This window comes from Spiroplasma endosymbiont of Cantharis nigra, assembly GCF_964019925.1.
Taxonomy (GTDB): domain Bacteria; phylum Bacillota_I; class Bacilli_A; order Mycoplasmatales; family Mycoplasmataceae; genus Spiroplasma_A.
In genome coordinates this window covers 568,039-587,137 of sequence record NZ_OZ026470.1, presented here as the reverse complement: position 1 = coordinate 587,137, position 19,099 = coordinate 568,039, and the positions used below count along the sequence as shown (strand labels likewise).

The following is a 19,099-nucleotide window of genomic DNA, read 5'->3' as shown; positions in this document are numbered from 1 at the left end:
GAGATAGGGAAAGGGAATATCACTACAACTCTAACTAATAAATTTAACTCATTATATGAATTAAATAAAAGGAAATATTTAAATAAAAGTAAGTATCCAACAGATAATATAAAAGAACTTGAACAAGATATTTATTTTAAAACAATTGATAAAATTATTTGTGGAATAGGAGCAACTTTTATTGAAGATAATAATATTGTAAAAATTGGAGATTATAATTTAAGAAGTTTTGATATTTTAATAGAGTCATTAAAAGGAATTAGTACTTCCTACAAAAAACAATTAAATTTTCCAGTTAGAAATTACTGAACTAATAAAAAGAATTTTTCAAATTTTTGAGAAAATCATAACCTAATCAATGATTAAAAAATTCAAAAGGTTTTAAAAAGTGAAGATTACTTTACAATTCCCAATTTTGAGACAGGAAACCAAAGGGAATTACTTTAGAAGAACAAATAAATTTCATTACCAACGTTGAAGATATTTTGGTAATTTATTTTGAGAGATGAAAAAAATAAAAAAGTTTATGTATAATTATTTTAGTAATAAATTTGCATAAATTGTTGGACCAATTAAAAGATATGACTTTTTAATTTTTTACAAAGTAAATCGAAAAATAAATTTTTTTGAAATAAACTCTAATGAAAATTTAGAATAAAAAGATTTAAATTATTGCTCTTAACTTGGGAGAATTAAAAATAAATTAAGTATTATGAATTTAGAAAATAATGAACTAGAAATAATTTTGTATATACCTTTAAATGAAAAATATTTAGATATATTGGAGCCTAAAAATATAAGGAACAGTTTTAAAATGTATTTTGGAAAAATTAAATATATAAAAGACAATAATTTTTTATATTACTTTGTTAATAAGTAATTTTTTTATAAAAACAGAAGATTACTATAAGTTTTTGAAATATTAAATAATTACTTTTTAAAAATGAAAAAATATTGAGAATTGTTCCACTTTTTATGAAATTAATGTTGATTTTTTAAACTTATTTAAAAAAAAGAATTAATATATAAGCGTATGAGAAATCATGCACGAAAGGATGAAAATATGAATAAACTATTAGCGACTTTGTCTAGTATTAGTTTATCAATCACTGCTGTTCCAACATTAGTTTTGGAAACAAATCAACATATTTTAGAAAATAATGAGAATAATTCACTCAATTCAGAATATGCAACTATTAATTTAAGTGAACTAAATTTAAAAAGTGGGGAAGTAAATTTATACCCTATTAGAAATAAATTAGATGATGAAAAATTTGTTGTAGCAAATATTTTATCACAACTTTCAAAAATAAATGATAAGGAAAGTGAGATTTTAGAAATTATAGCATCTGTTCAAAAAAATTATGATGACTGATTTGTGGTTATGCCACAATTGCCTACTACTGAGGGAAGTAAATCTAAGGGAGATTTAACTATGTTATATCTAGGTGATAGTAATCAATTTGAAGGAATACTGAACATTAAAGATATTTCTTTAATAAATGAAAATACTGTTGTAAAACCTATTCTAAGTGAAGCAATTAAAATTACTCACATGGGTGAAGTTAAAAAATTAAATAAACAAGTTTTAGAAGCAATTGTTTTAACAAAGAATGAAGGTTATGGCTTAGAGAGCAATGACTTTTTTATTGAAACAATAACTTATAAAAATGCAGTAGCTAGAGCAACTAAATATGGAAAATACAATGGCTCTGTAATTATAACTTTTGAAGATGTTTTCTCAGGAATTGCAAATGTTGCAACAGAATCTGCTAGATCTGATGCATATAATTCAGAACAATCTGATTTTAAAACTAGTGCAGTAGTAATAGACATTGATTTAGGTAAAAGTAAATTTTTAAGTTCTTATAAATATATGGATTATAGTTTAAATACAAATTACTATACTCAGGGAATGGGAAGATTCAATTATACTGTAAATAAAAATGAACCAAATCCAAAAAATGAACAATACAAAGATACTAATCATATTAAGCCAAAATATCAAAGAATTAATGTTAATGAAAATACAACAATTAATGCTTTTGATTTAACTTATAAAAATGTAAATCAAGAAAAAGCTTTTGGTACATTGACCACTAAATGATTAAATGATTTTAAATTTGAAATAAGATTATCTGTAAACACTTGGGTTTGAGCTTCAGCTTGAAATGCTTATTGAGCAAGAGCAGAAGCAAGTATGTCAATATCAGACATTAAATTCAGTTAATTATGAAGAAACTAACTATTTATTCTTCATTGTTAGCAACAATTATTCCAAGCACTTTTGCTATAAGCTGTACTCCAGAATTTATTAGAGAACCTGATTTTATTGCTATTCCTTCAAAAGTGGTAAAACAAGTATACATTGACACAATTAGGGATTTTGAAAATTATTTGATTGAATCAAGTGGAGATGATACTAATCCCAAAATAGATTTTTATGCTATTAAAAATCACTTACAAAATTTTGATGGAGTAGAATTTTTAATTGAAAAATTTGATTATTTTTTTCAAAAAAATAAGTTTGCTTCTTTAAGAAATATTAAATATAGAGAAGATGATATTATTTTGAAAGTAGCCAAAAGAGAAAAAAATTATAATTGTTTAACAATTGAAGGAAATGAATGCTCTTCTGATAATATTTACAGTTTGGATGAGAATAAATTAAAAATAGGAGATTATCAAATAGGAAATTTTTCTGTAACAATTTCTTCTAAGGAAAGTGATGTATTTACCTATAGCAAAGAGATTGTTTATCCTATTAAAAATTATTGAATTGATAAAAAGACTATTTTTAAGCTTTGAATAGATCATAATTTAATTAATCAACCAAAAGTAGATTATGTTCTTAGAGGTGATGATAAATATGCAATACCTAATTTTGAGGGACTACAACCTGAAAATTATTTTCTACAAGGTCAATTAAATTTTATTACAAAAATGGAAGACATTTTTGGTAATTGATACTGAGATATGAAAAAAACGGATAGCTTTATTTATAAAAAGATGAGTAATAATTTTATAGATATTACACCTTATGATAGTAAATATAATTTTAAAAATTTTCATGAGAAAAATCCAAAAGTAGGTTTTTGTGAGATAACTAGACCTGCAAATAATGAAGTCGATCTACTTCATTATTGTGGTCAATTTGAAGACTACAAAAATAAATTAATTAATCTTGTTGGGAAACCTGAAAGTCCGGAGCTTGAAATTTATATTAATGTAAAACTGAATTCTGATTTTTTAGGAATATTAGATCCTACAATTACAGAATTTAGTTATAAATTTTATTTTGGAAGCTTTACGAAAGTGGCTGAGGATTTTTATCTCTATAGTTTTTAATAAATATATTTGAACTGTAATTGATGAGACACATGGGAATAGTAAATATTTATAAGTGATTATTCTTAAAACACCATATTAGACATGGTGTTTTTTTAATTTTATTTTTAAATTACCTTTAAGGCCATTATAAATATTTTTAGTTAAAAAATATAATTAACTTTAAAAAATAAAAGTATAAAAGATATTGAATTGTTAATTATAAATAACTATAGAATATTATTTACTAAATTATAAACAAGATACTTTTGATTAAATTTTGTCAAGATAATAATATTCAAATTCTTAAAGTACTATCTAATTTAATCTATCAAACAAATTTTATATCAATAATTAATGGATAGTTTTAAAAAAAATTAAACTAATTGCAAAAATATTTCATTTTTTTCTCTTTAATGTAATTAAAATATTTATGTATAGAAAAGTTATACAAGAAAGGAAATAAATATGAATAAACTATTAACTAAATCTTCTAGTATTAGTTTATCAATTAATGTTGTATCAACATTAGATTTAAAACCACGTATATTAATTTAGAAAAGAATGATAAAAAAACACAGCTTTTAAAAATTGTAAAATTTATTCAACTCAATTATGAATATTGACTTGGAGTTATTCCACAAATACCTATTATTGAGGCAAATAAAAATAGTAAATACTTAACTATGTTATATTTACAAAAAAATAAGAAACCTGATAAAATATTAAATGTTCAAAATATTTTTTTTGTAGATAATAAGCGATTATGTCCCAAAATACAAGATTTATCTAATAAATAGATCTTGTATTTTTTCTTTTTCTATCAAAAAAATATCAGTTAGTTGCTTTCCAAGGAGAGTCAATTTTGGGTACTTTAGTAGTTTCAAATTCTTTATTAGATAGTGTTTTAACATTTCCATGTAGGCGTTCATATTAAACTTGAATAAGATTGTAAATGTCATTTCCAATTAATGCATAATGTTTTTTATTTATTGTTTCCATAATCATTACTTTTAATTTTGGTTTAAAGTAAATTGGAGTATAGCCCTTACTAAAGTGCTCAAAATATTAAATAGTTTATACTCTAGAGAGAGTTAACAAAAAGTAAAAAAATTTAAATGTTGTTCATAATATCCAAGTTGTAAAAATACAGAATTTTAAACATTCTTAAAGGTGTTTTTTTGTTATAATTTAAATATAAATTTTAAAAATTATAAGGAGCAAAAGAATGTCAAAGTCTAAAAAAAATAATTTAGAAAATATGAGTAAATATAAAGGGGTAGTTGAAAATTTAAAAGATTTAATATTTTCAAAAAGAATTAATTTTTTGTTAGGAGCAGGTGCTTCGATGCCAGCAATACAATGTCTAAATCAAAATGAAGTTAATCAGGAAAAAAATTTTGAAGAAATTATATTAAATGTCAAAGAAGTTAGTGATAAAATTATGAAATGTAATTTTTTAGAAAAAAATGTAGAATTAACATTTAATAATTATAACCATTTTATTTCAAACATTATTAAAATATTGGAAAATTCAAACTCAAGAGAAACTCCAAGATCTGTTAATATCTTTACTACAAATTATGATATTTTTATAGAAAAAGTTATTGACAATCATTTATATAACTCTAATTTTATTTTCAATGATGGAGCAAATGGCTATTTTATAAGAAAATTAGATAGTGGTAATTTTAATCGTGTTACTGGTTTTAAAGGATTAAACGATAATTATATTAATGAAATTCCAGTTATAAATTTAATAAAACCACACGGTTCAATAAATTGAGAAAAAGTATGTATAAAAGAGGAAGAGGAAATTCAAATAAAATTAAATATTATTGATAATTTTTCTAAAGGTGTAGTTGTTAAACCAAACAAATTAGAAAGTCAAGAAGTATTTTTAAATAATCATTTTCATGAAATGTTAAGAGTATTTCAATATGAACTTGATAAATCACAATCAGTTCTTTTTGTTTTAGGTTTTTCATTCCAAGATAAACATATAAAAAAAATGTTAAAAAGAGCAATTCAAAATAGGGAGCTTCAAATTTATATTTTTTGCTATAATAAAGATGATAAGAGAAAAATACTTTTAAATCTTCAAATGCTAGAAAATAATTTACCTAAGAATCTAAAAATATTTACTTCATCGGATATATTCAATTCATCAAATCAAAAATTATTTACTTTAGCAAATTTAGCAGAAGTATTATCTATTATAAATTTAGAGAGTGATAATTATGATAAATAATAAAAAAGTAGGAGTAATAATTTCAGTTAATGGTGATATTTCAAAAATTGGAGTATATAATTTTAGCAACGATGTTAAATATATTTGAAATGGAGAAATACTTAATGGCCCAAGAGTTGGTTCTTTTTTAACTGTAAATCAAAACAATATTAAAATAATTACAACTATTTCTAGTGAAGAAATAATAGATGACTATAATACTTTAAAAAATAAAGAGTTTGATAATAGATTTCGTAATAATTCAATAAATAGAATTATTTATTTAAAAACAAAGGGCGTTATTGAAAATGGAAAATTTCATGTAACAAGTAAGTATGTTCCAATGATCGGGAATGAGATAACAATCACAACTCAAGATGAAATTGATATTATTTATGAAATTGAAAAAGGTGAATCTACAATTTGTATAGGAGAATCAATTATTGAAGGTAAACCTATAAATATTGCAATTAACAGTTTTTTTGCCTCACATATAGGTATTTTTGGTAATACAGGAAGTGGTAAATCAAATACACTTCATAAATTATATTTAGAATTATTTAAATCAAAATATTATCCAAAGTATATTTCTAGAAAATCAAAGTTTTTTTTAATTGATTTTAATGGAGAGTATATCTCAAATAATTTATTTGGAATTAAAAATAAAAATAAAATAGTTTTTAACTTATCTACAAAATTAAAAAAAGCAAAGAAAATTTATATAAAAAAGGATTATCTATTTGATTCTGAAATTTTATCTATTCTATTTGGAGCAACACCAGCAACTCAAATGCCATTTCTGAAAAATGCAATTTCAACTTGAAATAAAAAAGAGTTGAGTGACCCCACTAAATGTTCTAAACTTGTTGTAGGTATAATAAAAAAAATTTTAGTAACAGGAGATGATGCAGTTTCAGATGCAAAGGAATCTTGAATTGAAGTTTGTAAAAATTACATAGATTATGAATATTTAGAAATTTTATCTAATTTAGAGAAACTGAAATATAACTCCTATTCTAAAGGTTACTATTATGGAGAAGAAACAAAACCATCATATATAAACAATAAAACAGAATTAGATCAAAATCATGAAAATTATCTAAAATTGAATGAAATTAGTGAAAAATTGAAATGCTATTTAGATAAAGCAACTCCTATAGAAAAATTAAAATTTTATTTAAGCTTTCAAAAAATATATAAATCTGCTTGAAAGTCTACTAATTTAGAACATATAAATCCCTTATTTAATAGAATCAATTCATCACTTGAAAGTTTAGAGAAAGTAGTGGAAATAGTTGATGATATATCAACTTTTTACAAAACATTTAATATTATTTCTCTAGTAGATACAAATCAAGAAGTAAAAAAGTTAATTCCTATGCTTTTATCAAAAATGATTTATGATGAACAAAAAAATGAAGTGGCTGGCAAAAAAGTTAATATAACAAAGCATTTGATAATTGATGAGGCACATAATATTTTAAGTTCAGTTAATAAAACTAAAAATGATGAATGACAAGATTATCGTCTTTCAGTTTTTGAAGAAATAATTAAAGAAGGAAGAAAATTTGGTTTTTATTTGACATTATCAAGTCAAAGACCTTATGATATTTCACCTACAATTTTATCTCAGGTTCATAATTATTTTATTCATAGATTAGTTAATGAAAAAGATTTAATGTCATTAGAAAATACGATGCCAACACTAGATAAAAATGCCTATAAAATGATTCCAATTTTAGGACAAGGTGAGGCTGTTATTACTGGAAAATCAATGCAAATTCCTATTTTTATAAAAGTCAAAAAGGAAGATCAAAATAGACCTATGAGTGATGATGTAAAATTAACGGATTTATGAGAATAAAAATAAAAATAAATTTAATAAAAAATTGTGAGCGAAAAAATATTCTTAAAGAGATGGACAATGAAAAAGCAAAGATTTTTTAATATAAGTGAAATTTATAATTAATGAAATAAATAAAAAAGATGTAGATAATAAGTGATTATGTTCTGAAATACAAGATTTATCTAATAAATATATCTTGTATTTTTTCTTTTTCTATCAAAAAAATATCAGCTAGTTGCTTTCCAAGTATAATTAATTTTTGGTATTTTAGTAGTTTCAAATTTCTTATTAGATAATGTTTCATATTTCCATGTAAATGTTCATCCTTAACTTGAATAAGACTGTAAAAGTCATTTCCAATTAATGCATAACATTTTTTATTTTTTGTTTCCATAACCATTACTTTTAACTTTGGCTTAAAGTAAATTGGAGTAAAGCCCTTATATATAACTCGCTTAATTTCTTTAAAATTAATATTATGATCATTATTAATAATTATTTCACTTCGATAAGAGAATACAATTTCTTCATCTTGATCAAATTTTCTAGTTACTGATTCCAATGTTAACTCAACCCATTTCTAAAGCACAAATAGTATTAGCTAAGTATTTATCTTTAATGTTAATCACAACATTTTTATACTTACCAGCATTTATAATTCTTATCTCTATTGCTTCATTTGGACATGCTTCCAATGATGCTCTATCTAATATAATTTTAGGAGGATTACAAACTTATTTCTTTTTATTAATGTTAGCATCTATATTTTTTATTGTGGCCTTACTTTTAATAGAAAGAACTATGCATTTAATATTGTAGGTTCGTTAATCTTAACTTACTTTATTTTAATAGGTTTATTAGAATTAATTGCTCTAATCTCAGCTTCAGAAAGTAAAGCTCTAAAAAAATAATTATTAACTACATTGGTTTACAAGTTTTTATTTCTAATGTTTTACCTCCTGATTTTGACAAAGAACCAGTTAGTTTTTTAGTTTATGAAACTATGGAAAATGGTGAAAACATTAAAATATTTATAGAGACACCAGCTTTAAAAGATATAAATATTATTCTCTATTGTATATCAACAATATTAATGAATGGGTTATTGCTTACATTTGCTTGACTTTCTACTTATTTATTTAAAAATATTTCATTTAATATTTAAATAACTTTGATAAAAGTTTTTATATGTAAGACACAATTAGATTCTTATAAAAATAAATTTATTTTATAAATATAAAAGTGTATAAAATCAATTTTATATTTAGAACTTATTTTATTATTTTGCTGTATTTATTACTAAGTAATTATGGCTTTTAGTAAATAATTTTACTCTTTTAATAAAATTTATAATTTTTATTTTATTTATATAAACACTTATTTACTTATTATTTATTTAAAATAATAAGTAAATTTTTTTTATAATAATTCCAAGTATAGAAAAGAGGGATATGAATAAGTAAATTTTTGTTTTAAATATAAGAAAGGATACAAAAAATGAAAAAATTAATTAGTATGGTATCAGCTTTAACATTGGGAGTAACAGGAATAAATTCAGTTGTTTTAGCTAATCAATATAGAAATAATTCAAATCTTGAAATAAGTGGTAATGAAATTAATTGAAATAAAATGGAAGAAAGCTTATTAACAATGTTTGATGGAATATTGGATGAATCAAGTGAAAACAAGGACATGATATTAAAGGCGCGTGAGGAATCTTTAAAATATTATGATGATGTAAAAAGTAATAACTTATCTCTTGAAGAAATTAATATTAGTTTATCAGAAATGACAAAAAAATATGAAAATACATATGGTTCTGAAATTAATAATTTAAGAAATAGTGATAAAGTAAATAATGTTTCTTACAATTCTTTTAATTATTTTTCAAAATCAAAAAATATTGAAAGTCTGGAAGAAGCTAAAGCTTCATTAACTAAATTCTCAAGAGATCTTGCAATAGCACAAAATACTTTATCTTCATTAGCAGTTGTAGCAGGTATTGCTGCAGCAGGATTTTGAGCAGCAGCTTGGTGATTTGGAATTAGTATTCCTTGAGCAGTTGCAGCCTCAGCTACAAGTGCTTCACTTGGAGTGGCTTCAGCATCAATTGGATTTTATAGACAAAAACATAATTTAGATCCAAATTTACTTAGTTCTGTAGCATGAGCTCTTAATATTAGAACTATTGCGTCAGCATTTAAAGAAATTGTTTATCCAGTATTAATTATTACAGAAACTACAGTAACAGCTTCATCATGAGCTGTTCCAGCAGCATTTGCAGCAGTTGGAGCTATTTTTGTAATATATGCTTGAGTGTCTGAATTTGCCTAGTTTTACTTTTAAATTTATCTTTTTATAAGATAAATTTTTTTTATTTAATTATATTTAAGTCAGTAATAAGATTTGAAGCGATTTCTTTTTTTAGTAAATTTACTAAAAGATTTATCTTAACTTGACTAAGTATTTAAAAAAAGATATTAAACTACTATAAATTTTTTTTGTTATTACCTAAATTGTTCAACAAAAAAATGGATGATAAAATGAGAATTTTAATTTAGAGATAAAAGATAATCTTTAAGTGAAAGGGAAGGATATAAATATTTCATATAAAAAACAGTAAGTGCATTTAAAATAAAACTTTTTTATATATTTTGAATTGAGTACAGGCTTCAATTAAAACACAGTCTAGATTATTTGAAATTACAAGCGATAATAGTTAGTATAATTATTTCTAACAGAATAAGTCAAAATAATTTATTTACTCTAGTTATTATTCTAAATTTAAGTATTATTGACTTTTAAATTACTATATTTTTAAACTAATTAGTTAAAAATATAGTAAAGTCATTAAAATTATCTCAGTTTTTGCATTAATATAGCCTTTATTTGTTGAGAAAATTTTTTATATCTTAAAATAATTACAACACTTAAAAATGTTTTAAAGTTAATAAAACATTTTTAAGTGTTGTAATTTGCTTTGCTTTTTTTTTTTTTTTTAAATAGAATAGTAAAAATGAAAAGGAATAAAATATATGAAAAAATTATTAAGTTTATTAAGTGCTATTGGTTTAATAAGTACACCAAGTTTAACCGTTATGGCTTGTGGAAATAAAGTAGCTCCACCAGTTTTAGAACTTGAATCACTGATAAAGGAGTTTAAAAATGATGTAAATAAGATTTTAAATGAACATATTGCAGATACTAATAAAAATTTTTTACTAATAGATAAACCAGGAAGTAATTTAAAATTTTTTACAAAACAGAAATTTGAAGACTTTATGGGAAGTGATAGTATTAAAACTGCAGATGATGAAGTAAGATCAATTATTATTGAAGATTTTAATAATTTATTTAAACTAAATGAATTAAAACAAAAAATAAATGATTTAAATAAGGTTGAAAAATATTCAGTTCTGTTAGCAGGAACTAGTTCTGTTTTTAAAGAACTAGTTATAGTTCCTAATGAGCAGATTGAAATTAAAACTAAGTCATACGAAGAGAGTAATAAGAGAATATGATTTGGAACAACTAAATTCAATTATTCAGTATCAGTTAATTATCAAAATAAAACAGGAGAATTTGAAGAGTATAAAATTCAAGATGTACCAAATGTTATTTCTATAACAGATGATGAAGAAATTGGTGGAAATATTCAGGATATGTACAATGGTGTTGAAGAAAAATTTCTATTAAATGATATTGGTAGAGTTTATTCAACAGATTTAAATTTAGGTAATAAGACATTTTTGGAACAGAATAATAATGAAATTATGAATTACTTTAATGATTCAAGTTATTCAAATAAGTTTTTACAATTTGTAAAAGATGAGTTCAACATTGATTTAACAATATCTAAACAAAAGTCTTTTACTAATCTTAAGAATTTATTATCCTACAGGGAAAATAAGCTTGGAGAAGATGAATTAAAAAGATTTTTAGATAATAGAGAATCAAATGATGCAAATATTGAAAGTTTGATTTCTTCTACTGAAAATATTTCAGAAGAATACATGAAAGATAACTTATCATCTAAATTAAATCAAATTTCATTGAATTTAGGTAATAATGAAAATATGAATGTTTTTATAAACTCAGTTATTAAATTCAATTCAATAACTTTAACTAATCTTAATTATAAAATTAATGATCAAGAACAGATTGATATACCCAATTTATCTTTAAGTTTTGGATATTTTCAAAATAGAGAAGTGGTATCAAGAAAAAGTAGCGAGTTTGTTAATGTACTAAAAGAAAATTTCAAAGTTGCAACTAAGGCTTTTGGCGATATTTATCAAACAGTTAAGTGATCTGGTGCAAGTTATGATCAAGAACATATAATATTCTCCTTTTCTAGAAATTCACAATTATTTAATAAATGATCTTCTTTAGGGATAGAAAATAAAACTCAAAATATCAATAGTTTCGTAAACTTAGAGCATTCTAATTTAAGAACAGAGAGAGATAAATTAATTTCAAATTCAAAACAGAGTCAGTTTTTATTTAACATATCATGAACTGCTGATAGCCAAGATGGAAAATATGCTCATATTATTAAACATGCTTATAATTCAGGAGATGCATATACTTTATTTAAAGATAGCTACTTAGGTGGTTATAAATTATCGGTTGCATTTGAAATGGATTATTTCAAATCAAGCTACACAGTAAACATAAATAAAAGAACTGTTTTATTTTCTCAAGGATACTCAAAATAATAATAGATATTGTCATAATTTTTAAAGAATAGAGTTTATTTTTTGTAAATATTAAACATATTGTCAAAACTGTAAATATGTTTCTGGTAAAAGGCAAACTTAAATAGTTTGTTTTTTGTTTAAAATTAATTTTAAAATGCAAATTTTCAGATATCCCATTTAAAAAATAGTATTAAACAATTTAAAAACAGGGCACTTTATCTTTAAGAGTATAAATAGTTATTAACTTTAAAAGGAGCAATTCTTTTTTAAATATATGAATTGATTATATTATTCATTTTATAAAGGGATCAGAGTCTTTTACATTTACTATGATTCCTAAAGTTTTTAAAATTAAAATAGGCAAACAATATAATACCTTAATAAAATATATATTTTCTTAGTAAAACTTACTAAACTTGTTAATTAATTTTCTTAGTAACAAAATTTAAAATAAAAAAGGAGAGAAATTATGAAAGATATTAAAATGAATATTAGTTTTTTCACAATTTTTAAATATCAATTTAAAAGTATTTTAAGAGAAAAGACTTTTATGATAATGTATTTAATATCTATGAGTCTATCAGTATTAGTTGGTTTAATGTTAATGATATTTCCAACTTCTGATATGAAAGTTATTGTATTTAACTATTACGTTTTGATACATACATGTGCTATTGTTATTTTAATTTCTATGAGATTATTAAATTATTTTTTTCATATTAAAAAAACTGATAAAACAATAAATATTATTTCTACACAACATTTAAAAAGATCTAAATTATTTATTACAACAAACATGGTTATTTGAGTTTATTGTTTTATACTATTTACTATTAATTTTTTAATTATTGCAGTTACTAACTTTAATAATCCAGTCGTTCTTAAGATATCTATGGTTTATACATTATATTTATTTCTAATTATAATTTTATTATCAAATTTTGTATTATTTCTATTATCAGTACTTTCACAGCAAGCATCAATAATTATAGTTACTTTAATAATGTCATTTAGCTTTATTTCATCATTACCATATCAATTTTTAAAGACATCAGAAAAATCAAAAAATATAAGTTTTTCAGGAGATGCAGGAACTGTTATCTTAAGAACAGATAATATTTATAACTCATTTGATTTAATCTCTAATGTTAATAAATCCCAAATAGCTTATCCTAATTTAAGTAAATATATTGTTGATAACTTCTTAGAGAATCAATATCGAATAAGCACAATAAGTGAAACTAAAAATATAGAGAATAGAAAAAACTTTTGAAAAGAGTTAGGAATAATTGATGATGAACCATTAAAAATTCGCTTTGATGCTAAAATATCTTCAGTTCCATTTGACTCAGCTCTTTCAGATTTGAAATTTGATGATGAAATAAGGCTGGAGACTTATTTAAAATATAAATTTATTAGTATTAGTGAATTAGAAAATAAAATTAAAAATAGTGATCCTAACTTTAATGATGAAAATGGTTATAACAAGTTTAAAATCTTAAAGGAACTACTAGAATTTAATAATTACATTAATTCATATACTACTCACTTTCAACAAAAGTTTTATTACTTATTTGATGATTATATTCAATTAGATTCATGTGATAATGTTGATCCAAGTGCGTGTTGACAATCAGTAGATGAGCAAGGAGCTATAACAGAAGAAAAAAAAGGCTATATTGAATTAATTAGAAAAGGGCAAACAAGTAATAATTTAAAAGATGATGCTTCTTTAGATAAGAGAAGTTTTAATATTTCTTATTTAAAAGATATCTATCAAAATCATTTTATGAATTTAAATGGTTTAAGAATTCAAGATGAAGATGGTCAAAGAGTAGTTGAAGCTGATATGGATGAAAATTATAACTCAAATGAGAAAATATTTTCTTCAATTTATAATCCCTTAATGATTACTACAAGAATTCTTGAAGATTATTTTATTAATTACACTTCAAATTATGTTGTTGCAACAAGCTATAAATTAAATGAATCAAGTCAGGAGTGAAATGATTATGTAAGTACAAGAAAAATTTATAATATGCTCTTTCATTTTAATTTTTTATCAAATGTATTTGTAAATTATACTTATTACTCTGGTCTAAGTTATGAAGATATTTGATTTGACCCACAATTAAAGTCTTATATCTCACTAGACTCACAAAAAAATATACTTTTACCTTATAGCACATATGATTTAAAAGTTAAGAATGGTTCAATTGATAAAACTTCTTATGATAGTGGAACAAATCCATGCTGGTATTTAGTTATTCAAGGAGTTATTAGTATAATTTTATTCTCCATAGCATTTTATAAATTTAATTCCTTAGATTTACAATAATAGAAAATGAGGTTAGAATAAAATGGAAAAATTAATTATATTTGATAATTTTATTAAAAAGTTTAAGTCAAATAAAGTAGGCCCAATAAGCTTTCAAATTGAACAAGGTAAAATTGTTGGACTATTAGGTACTAGTGGTAGTGGTAAAACTGTTATTTTAAATGCACTATTGGGAATAATTAAAAAATATAAAGGTAAAATAACAATTAATAATATAAAAAGAAAATCAAGAAGTTATCATAAAGCAAATAGAATGATTGGATATTATACTCAAATGGATTTTGCTTTACATGATATATCTGCGTATAACTTTTTAAAAGATAGTTGTTTAATTATGGGAGTAAAAAAAGGCAAAATAAAAGAAAAGGTTAAGTATTGAATGGAATACTTTGATGTTTGAAATCATAGAAATAAAAAAGTTAAAGATTTTTCATGGGGAATGAAAAATAGAATCAATTTAATTCTATGCTTTATAAAAGATCCTGAAATAATTATTATGGATGAACCTGGAGCAAATTTAGATTCATATTGAAGAAATAAAGTTAAAAATTTATTAGTAGAGTTTAAAAAACAAGGTAAGACAATAATTATTACTGTTCATAATATTGATGAAATTTCAGATATTATTGATGAGTATATTATTTTAGAAAGTGGTCAGAAAATATTTGAAGGTACAAAAGAGACATTAAACATTTACTCCAAGTATAAATTATTTATTAAAGATTTATTTGATGTAGAAAAATTTAGAGATTTTTTATTACAAGAAAATATTAAATCCTTTAAATATGATAGAGATGAAAACTCCTTAGTAATTGCAGCTAAAAACTATCGTCAGATTAATTACTTATTCTTATATTTAATAAAAAATAACTTGCCATTAATAAATCTTGTAAAATTGCCAATAAATATGGAGTCAATTCATAAAGCTTTAGAAAATCAAAATATAGAAGTCAAATAAAAAATGAGCTTTACAAAAGAATTGGAATTAACAATCTTAAAGAGACCGATCTTCTCAATAGAAGGATTATCCATTCTATTCATAAAGCATCGATTTATTGATTATAATAGAGCGCAAAGATGCTTGTTGATATGTAGAACAGAATTACTTATTACTCAGAAATAAAAATTTTTAGAAAGTAATTTAAATTTTCATTTATTAAAAATATCATATAAAATATAAGTGATTAAGAAGGAAAAGTAAAAATGAAAGGTGTTATTTTAAATTGTTCAAAAAGATATAATGAATTAATGACTAGAGATGAAATATATGATATTTCAAATGGATGTTGAACTGCTAAAGCAGAAATAATTAGTGAAGTTGATTTAGTTTTAATTGTAGTTAATAAAAAAGTAGTTAGTGTTTTTAAACCAAAAGAGTGAAAATTATGTAGTTGTCCAAATCAGATAAAAAATAAAATTCATTTTACAATTACAGATATAAATGATGAAAGTAACAGTTCCTATTTAAATAAAAAATTACTTAAACATTTTCAAAATCCTGTTAAATATTTTAATGAAGAAGAAGAAATATGAGAAGATTAATTCTAATGTTTTAAATTACTTTATAGCATAACCTTTTTTCACTCACAAATATTAAAATATTTGTGATTGAAAAAAGGTTTTATTTTGACTAAGTATGAGAAAGTAGAGTGTTAGAGAAATCAGGCTAAAATACTATATAAAAATTTATAATAAATATTTATAAACCTTTCTAAAATAAAATAGAGTTAAGGAATAGGTAGTCTAAGTTATAAATGTAATATTTTGAATTAGTATCTCTATATTAATATACTTATTTATAAAATATATCTCTCAAATAAAAGATAGCTTAATAAGTAGTTCCCTTAGAATTTATAATATCTTATGTTTTATTTAGAAATATACATTATAATAATTTTGTATAAATAAATTTTGTACATATAAAAATATTTTATTGGTATTAATTTATTAATTACTAAAGATTAATAAGTATTAATTAAGAATAATAAGTATTTATTAATAAAGTGAAATTATTCTAAAAATTTAGTAATAAAAGTATAAATTACTATAATACATTTTAATTTATTTAACAATAAACATGAATTGTAAAATTATTTTAATTTTACAATAATTAAAAAGATAACTTGAAAAAAATAGAGTCATTAATACATTTTCTGTATTTACTCTATAAATTTTTCTACTCTTATTATAGATAATAAGGAATATTATGGTTTGAAAACTAATTTAATTAAGATCATACTAAATTTAATGAATCTTTATAAGGTGGGAACTAACCTCAACTAATAAATATATAGTTAGGAAAATAAAATGCTAAAAATAAATAAAATAAATAAGAACTTTAAAGACAAAAAAATTCTTAAAGACATTTCCTTATCTTTAGAAAAAGGGAATTGTTATGGACTTTTTGGAAATAATGGAGTAGGTAAAACTACATTAACAAAAATAATTTTTAATGAGCTGAGTAAATCATCAGGGGAAATTGAATTAGATAATTTGGAACAAAAAAATATTGATTTTAGAGATTGATATTTTTTTACAGAAAATAATGAACTGCCTAATGATATTAGTGTAAGAAATTTTATTGAGATACTAGTAAATATCAACTTACTTTCAAAACAAGAATATAATAATAGAGTTAATTATTTAGCAAGTATTTTTGATGTAAAAAAATATTGAAAAGTTAAAATTAAAAATTTGTCAGCAGGACAAAAAAAATTATTATCATTATATGCTTGTATGCTCTTTAAACCAAAGATTATTTTCTTTGATGAACCTACAGCGAATTTAGATATTAAAAATAAAACAATTATTTTAGATGTAATTAGTAAATTAAAGTCTGAGGATACTATCATAGTTATAATTACTCACTTAATCTCGGAAGTAATGCAATTAATTGACCATGTAATTATTATGGATGAAGGTCAAATTACATATAATAAAAAATTTAATAAGAGTGATGATATTAATGAGATATTTAATAAATATAGTTCAAACAATGCTGAGGAAATAAAAAATAGTTTAGAGGAGTATATGAATGAAAAATAAAAAAAATTCTCTTAAAATTACTTTTATTAATCAATTAATTATATTTAAAAATCAAAAGACAAATTGATTAATATATGTAATAACATTCTTATCTATTTTTGTATCTGAACTTATCTCGTCTTTAATTTTAAATACAAACAAAAGTGTAGAAAATATATATTTGTCAATTAATTTAATTATTATAATAAACTCTATAATATTTTTATTTATTACAATTTTTTACAGTTTGACAATACTATTAAATCAAATAGTTGATAATACTTATAAACTTGAGTTAAGATATGGAATTACTAAAAAAAGTATTTTTTTTAGTAGAGTTATTTTTATATTAATTGTTCTGTTTTCTTTTTTACTTATTAGTTTACTTAAGTCAATTATTTTCTATTCAATTTTTTTAGCGAATGGTAATGCAAATATTTTAGTATATAAGATATACATCTCAGTATATGGGTGATACTCTATTTTTGTTTTAATGGTTTTCTCAGTGACTATTTTATTCTCAATGTTATTAAAAAGAGAATCAATTATTGGTACACTGGCTACATTATTTTCAGTGTTATTGTTGGTAGTGGTTAGTTTATTAGGAATGATATCAAGTTTTAATTCCTCTTCAAATATTAAACAATTTAATAATATGGCAATGAACTTTAGTTATGCAAATCAGCAATTTGAGGAAATAAAAAAAAGTGAGAAAATATCAAATATTCACTTTGCTTTACAGCAACCTGAATTTATGTCTATGGATATTGAAGAAGTAATGGCTGGTTATAAAACTTGAGAATTGGAGGTTCAAAATAAAGCTGTAGTATTTAAAGATATCTCTCTTGAAATTGAATCTCTTTTTTCAGAATCAAAGATAAATACATGAGAAAATGTTTATGAATTTTCTAATGAGTATACTACTAATTCAGAAGAAATATTAAAACTAACAAATAAAGCTATAGAAGCAAAAAATGGCATAGAGTATCATGAAGTTTATAATTTTATTAATAAAGATGCTGTAAACTATTTGTTCTATCAAGAATTAGATCTGTCTTATAAACCAAAAAAAATTAATTTAAATTTAGATTTACAAGAAAAAATTAAGAATAACTATAGCCCTGATGAGTATTTATTTACAAGAACACTTATGAATAAAGTATATTATATAATTTTAGAAAGACCATTTACTAAGATGGAAGGTTCTGTAATAACAACCGAAGATATTATTAATGCTCAAAAGGTTGAAAATATTAAAAATGTATTTAATCCTCTTAGACATTTTTCATTGATGTATCAATCAGTGGATTATAAAAATGATGTATTAATTAATCAAATAGGGGCACGCCAGAAGCTATTTTCAAGTTTAAACAATATTAAGAGTTATTCAAAAGAATCTGAAATAACTATAACAAATTTAAAAGCTAAAAGATTCTTGAAGGTAGAAATATTATATATAACTTATACATTAATATCTTTAATCCTAATTTTTGGTGCATATTCAATTTTTATTAATAAAAAAAGCTATTAGGAAAAATATTTAAAAATTTATATAAATGAAAAGGGCCATTTAAATTAATAAATTAAATAATTAAGATAAACTATTGACATAAAGTAGTTGATTAATTAAGTTT

The 19,099-nt window shown here is 22.1% G+C and carries 13 protein-coding genes and 1 pseudogene; 11 read left to right on the top strand and 3 right to left on the bottom strand.

The annotated features are described in order from the left end of the window. Positions 1-1,063 precede the first annotated feature (1,063 nt). Entirely contained in the window at positions 1,064-2,230 is a 1,167-nt protein-coding gene (locus AACL04_RS02485; RefSeq protein WP_339031113.1) for a hypothetical protein, read from the top strand. A 2-nt stretch (positions 2,231-2,232) separates the two neighbouring features. Continuing rightward, entirely contained in the window at positions 2,233-3,348 is a 1,116-nt protein-coding gene (locus AACL04_RS02480; RefSeq protein WP_339031112.1) for a hypothetical protein, read from the top strand. Positions 3,349-4,116: 768 nt separating this feature from the next. On the opposite strand, the pseudogene AACL04_RS05530 reads toward AACL04_RS02480, so the two are convergent. Further along, positions 4,117-4,377, bottom strand: a pseudogene (locus AACL04_RS05530) (ISNCY family transposase); the annotation flags it as partial. A 178-nt stretch (positions 4,378-4,555) separates the two neighbouring features. On the opposite strand from AACL04_RS05530, the gene AACL04_RS02475 reads away from it, so the two are divergent. Further along, positions 4,556-5,578, top strand: a complete 1,023-nt coding sequence (locus AACL04_RS02475) for an SIR2 family protein (RefSeq protein WP_339031111.1) — start codon at positions 4,556-4,558, stop codon at positions 5,576-5,578. Then, positions 5,568-7,421, top strand: a complete 1,854-nt coding sequence (locus AACL04_RS02470; RefSeq protein ID WP_339031109.1) for an ATP-binding protein — start codon at positions 5,568-5,570, stop codon at positions 7,419-7,421. Before AACL04_RS02475 ends, AACL04_RS02470 begins: the two co-directional genes overlap by 11 nt. A 160-nt stretch (positions 7,422-7,581) precedes the next feature. Here the strand turns inward: AACL04_RS02470 and AACL04_RS02465 are convergent, their stop codons facing one another. Both AACL04_RS02465 and AACL04_RS02460 read right to left on the bottom strand, forming a co-directional pair. Next, the gene (locus tag AACL04_RS02465; protein WP_339031107.1) at positions 7,582-7,965 is read right to left on the bottom strand and encodes a hypothetical protein; all 384 of its coding nucleotides are present in this window, start codon (positions 7,963-7,965) and stop codon (positions 7,582-7,584) included. Beyond that, positions 7,949-8,098 carry a hypothetical protein gene (locus AACL04_RS02460; protein ID WP_339031105.1) on the bottom strand — a complete coding sequence of 50 codons (150 nt, stop codon included), beginning with the start codon at positions 8,096-8,098 and terminating at the stop codon, positions 7,949-7,951. Before AACL04_RS02460 ends, AACL04_RS02465 begins: the two co-directional genes overlap by 17 nt. 802 nt (positions 8,099-8,900) lie before the next feature. Here AACL04_RS02460 and AACL04_RS02455 point away from each other — a divergent pair. The 7 genes from AACL04_RS02455 to AACL04_RS02425 all read left to right on the top strand — a co-directional run bounded on the left by AACL04_RS02455 (position 8,901) and on the right by AACL04_RS02425 (position 18,996). Next, positions 8,901-9,737, top strand: coding sequence for a hypothetical protein (locus AACL04_RS02455; RefSeq protein WP_339031103.1), 837 nt, complete (start codon positions 8,901-8,903; stop codon positions 9,735-9,737). A gap of 701 nt (positions 9,738-10,438) precedes the next feature. Continuing rightward, a complete protein-coding gene (locus AACL04_RS02450; RefSeq protein ID WP_339031101.1) occupies positions 10,439-12,121 on the top strand; it encodes a lipoprotein in 1,683 nt (560 codons plus the stop codon). Positions 12,122-12,572: 451 nt separating this feature from the next. Further along, a complete protein-coding gene (locus AACL04_RS02445; protein ID WP_339031099.1) occupies positions 12,573-14,441 on the top strand; it encodes a hypothetical protein in 1,869 nt (622 codons plus the stop codon). Positions 14,442-14,463: 22 nt separating this feature from the next. Continuing rightward, entirely contained in the window at positions 14,464-15,399 is a 936-nt protein-coding gene (locus AACL04_RS02440) for an ABC transporter ATP-binding protein (protein ID WP_339031097.1), read from the top strand. 245 nt (positions 15,400-15,644) lie between these two features. After that, positions 15,645-15,983 (top strand): hypothetical protein, encoded by a 339-nt coding sequence (locus AACL04_RS02435; RefSeq protein WP_339031095.1) that lies wholly within the window; start codon positions 15,645-15,647, stop codon positions 15,981-15,983. 765 nt (positions 15,984-16,748) lie between these two features. Continuing rightward, entirely contained in the window at positions 16,749-17,486 is a 738-nt protein-coding gene (locus AACL04_RS02430) for an ABC transporter ATP-binding protein (protein WP_339031093.1), read from the top strand. Next, positions 17,476-18,996: a hypothetical protein gene (locus AACL04_RS02425; RefSeq protein WP_339031091.1), complete on the top strand. Its 1,521-nt coding sequence runs from the start codon at positions 17,476-17,478 to the stop codon at positions 18,994-18,996. Before AACL04_RS02430 ends, AACL04_RS02425 begins: the two co-directional genes overlap by 11 nt. The last annotated feature ends 103 nt before the right edge of the window (positions 18,997-19,099 follow it).